General features: G+C 68.4%; 7 protein-coding genes and 1 tRNA gene. 5 read left to right on the forward strand and 3 right to left on the reverse strand.

What is annotated here, in order from left to right:
• The first annotated feature begins 35 nt into the window (after nucleotides 1-35).
• Genes tssE through tssA form a run of 3 tightly spaced genes read left to right on the forward strand, consistent with a single transcriptional unit; the run spans nucleotide 36 to nucleotide 4,142 of the window.
• Nucleotides 36-533, forward strand: a complete 498-nt coding sequence (gene tssE / locus QPK29_RS15525; RefSeq protein WP_371769852.1) for a type VI secretion system baseplate subunit TssE — start codon at nucleotides 36-38, stop codon at nucleotides 531-533.
• On the forward strand, nucleotides 518-3,157 hold the full coding sequence (gene tssH / locus QPK29_RS15530) for a type VI secretion system ATPase TssH (RefSeq protein ID WP_371769851.1): 2,640 nt from the start codon (nucleotides 518-520) through the stop codon (nucleotides 3,155-3,157). The genes tssE and tssH overlap by 16 nt, the downstream gene beginning before the upstream one ends.
• Before the next feature lie 10 nt (nucleotides 3,158-3,167).
• Nucleotides 3,168-4,142, forward strand: coding sequence for a type VI secretion system protein TssA (gene tssA / locus QPK29_RS15535; protein WP_371769850.1), 975 nt, complete (start codon nucleotides 3,168-3,170; stop codon nucleotides 4,140-4,142).
• 1 nt (nucleotide 4,143) lies between these two features.
• On the opposite strand, the gene phaP is transcribed toward tssA, so the two are convergent.
• A complete protein-coding gene (gene phaP / locus QPK29_RS15540; RefSeq protein ID WP_056128124.1) occupies nucleotides 4,144-4,701 on the reverse strand; it encodes a TIGR01841 family phasin in 558 nt (185 codons plus the stop codon).
• 59 nt (nucleotides 4,702-4,760) lie between these two features.
• Entirely contained in the window at nucleotides 4,761-4,964 is a 204-nt protein-coding gene (locus QPK29_RS15545; protein WP_056128128.1) for a hypothetical protein, read from the reverse strand.
• Between the two features lie 82 nt (nucleotides 4,965-5,046).
• On the opposite strand from QPK29_RS15545, the gene cueR reads away from it, so the two are divergent.
• Both cueR and QPK29_RS15555 read left to right on the forward strand, forming a co-directional pair.
• Nucleotides 5,047-5,451 carry a Cu(I)-responsive transcriptional regulator gene (cueR, locus tag QPK29_RS15550; RefSeq protein WP_371769849.1) on the forward strand — a complete coding sequence of 135 codons (405 nt, stop codon included), beginning with the start codon at nucleotides 5,047-5,049 and terminating at the stop codon, nucleotides 5,449-5,451.
• 46 nt (nucleotides 5,452-5,497) lie between these two features.
• Complete coding sequence (locus QPK29_RS15555; RefSeq protein WP_400189776.1) at nucleotides 5,498-6,385, forward strand: alpha/beta hydrolase; 888 nt, start codon at nucleotides 5,498-5,500, stop codon at nucleotides 6,383-6,385.
• 82 nt (nucleotides 6,386-6,467) lie between these two features.
• Here the strand turns inward: QPK29_RS15555 and QPK29_RS15560 are convergent.
• Nucleotides 6,468-6,544, reverse strand: a tRNA-Leu gene (locus QPK29_RS15560).

A 6,544-nucleotide genomic window follows, 5' to 3' on the forward strand; every position in this document is an offset into this window, starting at 1 on the left:
CGGTTTTTTTACTGCGTCTTTGTACGGGAGCCGCGATGACCGCCTATGTTCCCGGCCTGCTCGACCGCCTGATGGGCGAGCGGGCCCACCCCGGCCGACCAGCGGGCGAGCAGCTCAAGGACAGCATCGCGCGCGACCTGGAAGCGCTGCTGAATGCCCGCGCCGGCCTGCCGCCCGGAGCATTCGACGCCTGGCCGCTGGCGCGCGCTTCGGTCCTGAACTATGGCCTGACCGACTTCGCCGAGTTCTGCCTGTCGAGCAGTGAGGACCGGGCCGCGATCTGCGCCTGCCTGAAGGACGCCATCGAGCGCCACGAACCGCGCCTGAAAAACGTCAGCGCGACCCTGGCTTCGGAGCAGGGCGGCGTCAACCGCCTCAGTTTCGTGATCAATGCGACCCTGCACGCCGGTCCCGGCGCGGCTGTCGTTCCTGTCAATTTCAACGCCGTGCTGCAGCCATCCTCGCTGAACTACGCGATCTGCAGGGCTGCCGCGTCAACTCCACAAAGGACCTCGACATGGATATCAACCTGAAGACCCTGATCGCCAAGCTGAACGACGTCACGCGCTCGGCCGCCACGCGCGCTGCCGGTATCTGCGTGGGGCTCGGCCAGTACGAAGTCGACATCGAGCACCTGTTCCTCGCGCTGCTGGAGCAGCCCGGGAGCGACCTCGTGGTGGTGGCGCGCGCGGCCGACGTCGGCCTGACCGGCCTCGAATCCGATTTGCGCAAGGAAGTGGAGCGCCTGCCGTCGGGCAGCGCGCGCACGCCCGTGTTCTCGCGTCACCTGCCCGTGCTGTTCGAGCACGCTTGGCTGATCGCATCGCTCGGCGCCTCGGGTCATCCGTCGCACATTCGCAGCGGTCATCTGCTGCTCGCGCTGCTGACGGAGCCGGGCCTCGCGCAACTGGCCCAGCGCGCGTCGCGCCACTTCGCCGGCTTCCCGCTCGACCGCCTGAAACACGATTTCGACAAGCTGACGCACGGCTCCGACGAAGCGCCGGCCGTGCTGGCCGCCGCCCCGGCGCCGTCCGCGGACCCGGTCACCGAACTGCAGGCGAGCGCGCCCGGCAAGACCCCCGCGCTCGACCAGTACACGGCCTGCCTCACGGCGCGTGCGCGCGAGGGCAAGCTCGATCCCGTGATCGGGCGCGATGCCGAGATCCGGCAAGTGATCGACATCCTGATGCGGCGGCGCCAGAACAACCCGATCCTGACGGGCGAGGCGGGCGTGGGCAAGACGGCCGTCGTAGAAGGCCTCGCGCTGCGCATCGCGCAGGGCGACGTGCCCGATGTCCTGCGCGGCGTCGAGATCCACACGCTGGACCTGGGCCTGCTGCAGGCCGGCGCGAGCGTCAAGGGCGAGTTCGAGAACCGCCTGAAGAACGTGATCGACGAGGTGAAGAAAAGCCTGCATCCGATCATCCTGTTCATCGACGAGGCGCACACGATGATCGGCGCGGGCGGCACGGCCGGCCAGAACGACGCGGCCAACCTGTTGAAGCCCGCGCTGGCGCGGGGCGAGCTGCGTACCGTGGCCGCCACGACGTGGAGCGAGTACAAGAAATACTTCGAGAAGGATGCCGCGCTGGCGCGCCGGTTCCAGGTCGTGAAGGTCGAGGAGCCGAACGAGGAGACGGCGAGCGCGATGCTGCGCGCGATGGCGCCGCTGATGGAGGCGCACTTCGGCGTGCGCATCTACGACGAGGCGATCGTGGAAGCCGTCCGGCTGTCGCACCGCTACATCAGCGGGCGCCAGCTGCCGGACAAGGCCGTCAGCGTGCTCGATACGGCCTGCGCCAAGGTCGCGCTGGGCCAGAAGGCGACACCCGCCGTGCTGGAGGATTGCGCGCGCAGGGTGGAGCGCCTGGACGCGCGCATCCAGGCGCTCGTGCGCGAGGAGAGCGCGGGCGCGGACCACGGCGCCGCGCTGGCCGCGCTGCACGCGGAGCGCGCACAGGCGCTGGACGAACAGGACCGCCTGCGCGCGCGCTGGGATGCCGAGCAGGCGTTGTGCGCCGAGATCCACGCGATGCGCGCGCGGCTGGAAGCGGGGCAGGGCGACAGCCCCGGGCTGCGCGCGAAGGTCGCGACGCTGCATGCGCTGCAGGGCGAGACGCCGCTCGTACCCGTGCAGGTCGACGGCCAGACGGTGGCCGCCATCGTCGCCGCGTGGACCGGGATCCCGCTCGGGCGCATGGTGAAGGACGAGATCCGCACCGTGATGAATCTGCAGGGCTTGTTGGACGAACGGATACTCGGCCAGGGCCACGCGAGCGGGATCGTCGCCCAGCGCGTGCGCACGGCGCGCGCGCACCTGGAGGACCCGAACAAGCCGAAGGGCGTGTTCCTGTTCGTCGGCACGTCCGGCGTGGGCAAGACGGAGACGGCGCTCGCGCTCGCGGACCTGCTGTATGGCGGCGAACGGAAACTCGTCACCATCAACATGAGCGAATACCAGGAAGCGCACAGCGTCTCCGGCCTGAAAGGCTCGCCGCCGGGTTATGTCGGTTATGGCGAGGGCGGCGTGCTGACGGAAGCGGTGCGGCGCAATCCGTACAGCGTCGTGCTGCTCGATGAAGTCGAAAAAGCGCATGCCGATGTGCTGGAGCTGTTCTTCCAGGTCTTCGACAAGGGCGTGCTGGACGACGCGGAGGGCCGCCAGATCGACTTCCGCAACACGATCATCATCCTGACGTCGAACGCGGCGTCGAGCCAGATCATGCAGGCCTGCCTGAACAAGGCACCGAACGAGCGGCCCACGCCGGACCAGCTGGCGGAACTGATCCGGCCCGCCCTCATGAAGCATTTCAAGCCCGCGTTCCTGGGCCGCCTGACGGTGGTGCCGTTCTATCCGATCGACGACGCCGTCCTCGCCAGCATCATCCGATTGAAGCTGGATCGCATCAAGCAGCGCGTGGCCGTCAACCACAACGCCCGCTTCGAATACGACGATGCGCTCGTGGCGGCCGTGCTGGCGCGCTGCACGGAGGTCGATTCGGGCGCGCGCAACGTCGACACGATCCTGAACGGCACATTGCTGCCCGAGATCGCGGATACCGTGCTGGCGCGCATGGCCGAAGGCGGCGCGATCGGCAAGGTGAAGGTCGGCGCCACGAAGGCCGGCAAGATCAAGTACGCCGTCGAACCGGCGTGAGGAGGGCACCATGCTGAATCTGGAACGGCTGCTCGCGCCCGTCAGCGCGGACAAGCCCTGCGGCGACGACCTCGCGTTTTCCAGCGAGATCGACGCCATCGTGCGTGCGCGCCAGGCCGACGATCCGTCGCTGGAGCAGGGCGCCTGGGTCACGGAGCTGAAGGAGGCGGACTGGGAGTTCGTGGGCCGGGAGTGCGTCCGGCTGATCGAACAGCGCAGCAAGGACTTGCAGCTGGCCGTGTGGCTGGCCGAGGCCAGCGTGCAGACGGCCGGCGTGCGCGCGCTGGCCGACAGCCTGCTGTTGATCGCCATGCTGTGCGAGCGTTACTGGGACGGCCTGCATCCGCTGCCGGACGAGGACGGGGTCGAGCGCCGCATCGGCAACCTGTCCTGGCTGGCGGCGCGCATCGCGCCGTGGCTGCGCGCCGTGCCGCTCACCGACGGCGCGGACGGCCACGCCCAGCGCGACTTCGACGCCGCGCGCATGCAGGGCGGGGATTCGCTGGCGAAGCTGGAAGGCGCGCGCCAGCGCACGTCGCAGACGTTCTACGCGAACCTGATGCGCGAATGCGAGCATTGCGCGGGCGCGCTCGACCGGCTGGAAAAGAGTGTCGACGCGGTCGTCGGTGCGGACGGTCCGAGTTTCAGCGCCGCGCGCGCGGGACTGGAAGGTCTCGTCCTGTTCATCAAGCCCGCATTGAAGGAGGCGGTGCCGGTCCCCGGCGCGGCCGATGTCGTCGTCGCGACGCCGGCGCCGATGGCGGCCGGGCCGCTGCAATCGCGCGCCCAGGCGCTGGCCCAGCTGCGCGCCGTGGCGGATTATTTCCGCCGCACGGAGCCGCACAGCCCCGTCGCCTACCTGGCCGACAAGGCCGCGCACTGGGGCGAGCAACCGCTGCACGTGTGGCTGCGGTCGGTGGTGAAGGACGACGCGGCGTTCGCCCAGATCGAAGAGATGCTGGGCGTCGGGCCGCGGCCGTCCTGATTCAGTGCGACGTGGGCGCTTGCGACTGGGCGGCTTTCAACCGCTCGGTCGCGCGCGCGACCTCCTCCTCGACGCGGCGCATGGCGTCGCGTGTCGACTGCGTCACCTGCTCGTAGCCCTTGAACGCATTCTCGATCGCGGCCTTGATGATTTCCACTGCGTTTTCCTGGCCCGGCTTGACGTTTTGCGTGACGTCGTAGATCAGCGCGGACAGCGTGTTCTTCGCTTCGGCCAAGTGGGTGTCGGCGGCCTGCTCGAATTCGCTCTTGATATCGCCGATGATCTGCTTGAGCTGTTCGCCATAGGCCGTCGCTTCCGTCACGCCCGGCTGCACGCGCGCCTGCAGGGCATCGATGGCCGTCTTCGGGTCCGGTGCCTGGCTGAACTGGCGGCTGGCCTCCAGCGTGTTTTCCATCGATTGCTTGGCGGTCGCCAGGTTCAGCGCCACCACCTGCTCGACGCCCTGCACGGCTTTAGTGGCCAGGGCATTGAAAGTCTGCATCTGCAGGTCGAACAGGGTCTTGGTGGCGTTTGCGAATTGCTCGGGGTTGTTGAACATCGATTTCTCCTCGGTTAGGGGACTACGGCGACCTTCTTGTTGCAAGCTCCTCTGGTGGATTATTTAGCAGGCAATGGTTTTTCGCAACGGGCGTCACGATACGGCCCGTCGGCGCGCGCCCAGCCTTCGCCGAGCGGCGTCTGCGAACAGACGATCGTGCCGGTGCTCTTGCTGCGCCAGTGATACCACGGCGCCGGGGCCGCGTTGAGGGCGACCGGGCCGGCCAGGGCGATGGCGAACAGGATGAGGACAGTCTTCTTCATGGTTAGCCGAGCTTAACCTCTTGGCGCGGCAAGTCAAGCGGCCCCTTGAGCTTCCCATCGTGGGAAGGTGTATGCTGGCACCATGAACGACACATATTTCAACATCGGCGAGGCGGCCAAGGCGTCCGGCGTGACGGCGAAGATGGTGCGTCATTACGAAGCGATCGGCCTGTTGCCGCCGGCGCGGCGCACGGAGGCGGGCTACCGGCTGTACGGCGACGACGATGTGCGCATGCTGCAATTCATCCATCGCGGCCGCGCGCTGGGTTTTTCGCTCGACCAGATCGCGGACCTGCTGGCGCTGTGGCGCGACAAGCACCGGGCCAGCGCCGACGTGCGCCGCCTGGCGCTCGAACACGTAGCCTCGCTGGACCGCAAGATCGCGGAACTGGAAGCGATGAAGCGGACCCTTGCGACGCTGGCCAGCTCATGCCATGGCGACGCCCGCTCCGACTGCCCCATCCTCGACGATCTGGCGGCCCACTGAACAAGCCGGCTGGACCGGAGGCCGGCATTGCGGTCTAATGGCCGACATGCCGTTCCGCCTGCCGCTCTCCGCCTGCCTGATCGCACTCGCCGTCCTCCTGCTGGTGGGCGCCGCCGTCGTATGGGCGATCGGTTCGAAGCTGATCGCGGTCGAGCCGCGGCCGGTGGCGCTGGCCGGCCCCGGCTTCGAGGACGTGGTGCTGCGCGCGGCGCCGGACCAGCGTGTCGTCGGTTCGTGGCTGCCGGGACGGGACCGCGGCGTCGTCCTGCTGCTGCACGGGATCCACGGCGACCGCCGCGACATGGCCGAGCGCGCCCGTTTTCTCAACGGCCAGGGCTATGCGGTCCTGCTGATCGACCTGCCGGGCCAGGGCGCCAGCACGGCCTCCTTCGTCACGTTCGGCCTGCGCGAGGCGGACGGCGTGCGGGCCGCGCTCGAGGAGTTGCGGCGGCGGGTGCCGGGGCAGCGCATCGGCGTGATCGGCGTGTCGCTGGGCGCGGCGTCGCTCGTGCTGTGCCGCGATTGCCCTCCCGTCGATGCCGTTGTGCTGGAATCGATGTATCCGACGATCGAGGAAGCCGTCGCCAACCGCCTGCGCATGCGGCTGGGACCCGTGGGCGGGCCGCTGTCCGCGCTGCTGCTGTGGCAGCTGCCGCTGCGACTCGGCATCCAGCCGGATGCGCTGCACCCTATCAAATATGTGGGACGGGTCAAGGCACCGGTGCTGATCGCGTCCGGCAGCGCCGACCTGCATACGACCCTGGCCGAAACCCAGCGGCTGTACGAGGCCGCCGCGCAGCCGAAAGCGTTGTGGGTGGTGGAGGGCGCCGCGCACGTGAACCTGCATGCGTACGCGCGCGAGGAGTACGAGCGGCGCATCGGCGCGTTCCTGGCGGCGCATCTGGATCCGGTATCTGTCGCGGACGAACGCTGAAACGCAAAACGCCGCAATCCTTTTGCAAAGATTGCGGCGTTTTGCGCCAGTATCCTGGTGGTCTCGAAGACCGGGTAGCTTTTGGTGCCCACGGAGGGACTCGAACCCCCACACCTCGCGGCACATGGACCTGAACCATGCGCGTCTACCAATTCCGCC

The sequence above is a fragment of the Massilia orientalis genome, assembly GCF_030411975.2.
GTDB lineage: Bacteria > Pseudomonadota > Gammaproteobacteria > Burkholderiales > Burkholderiaceae_D > Telluria > Telluria orientalis.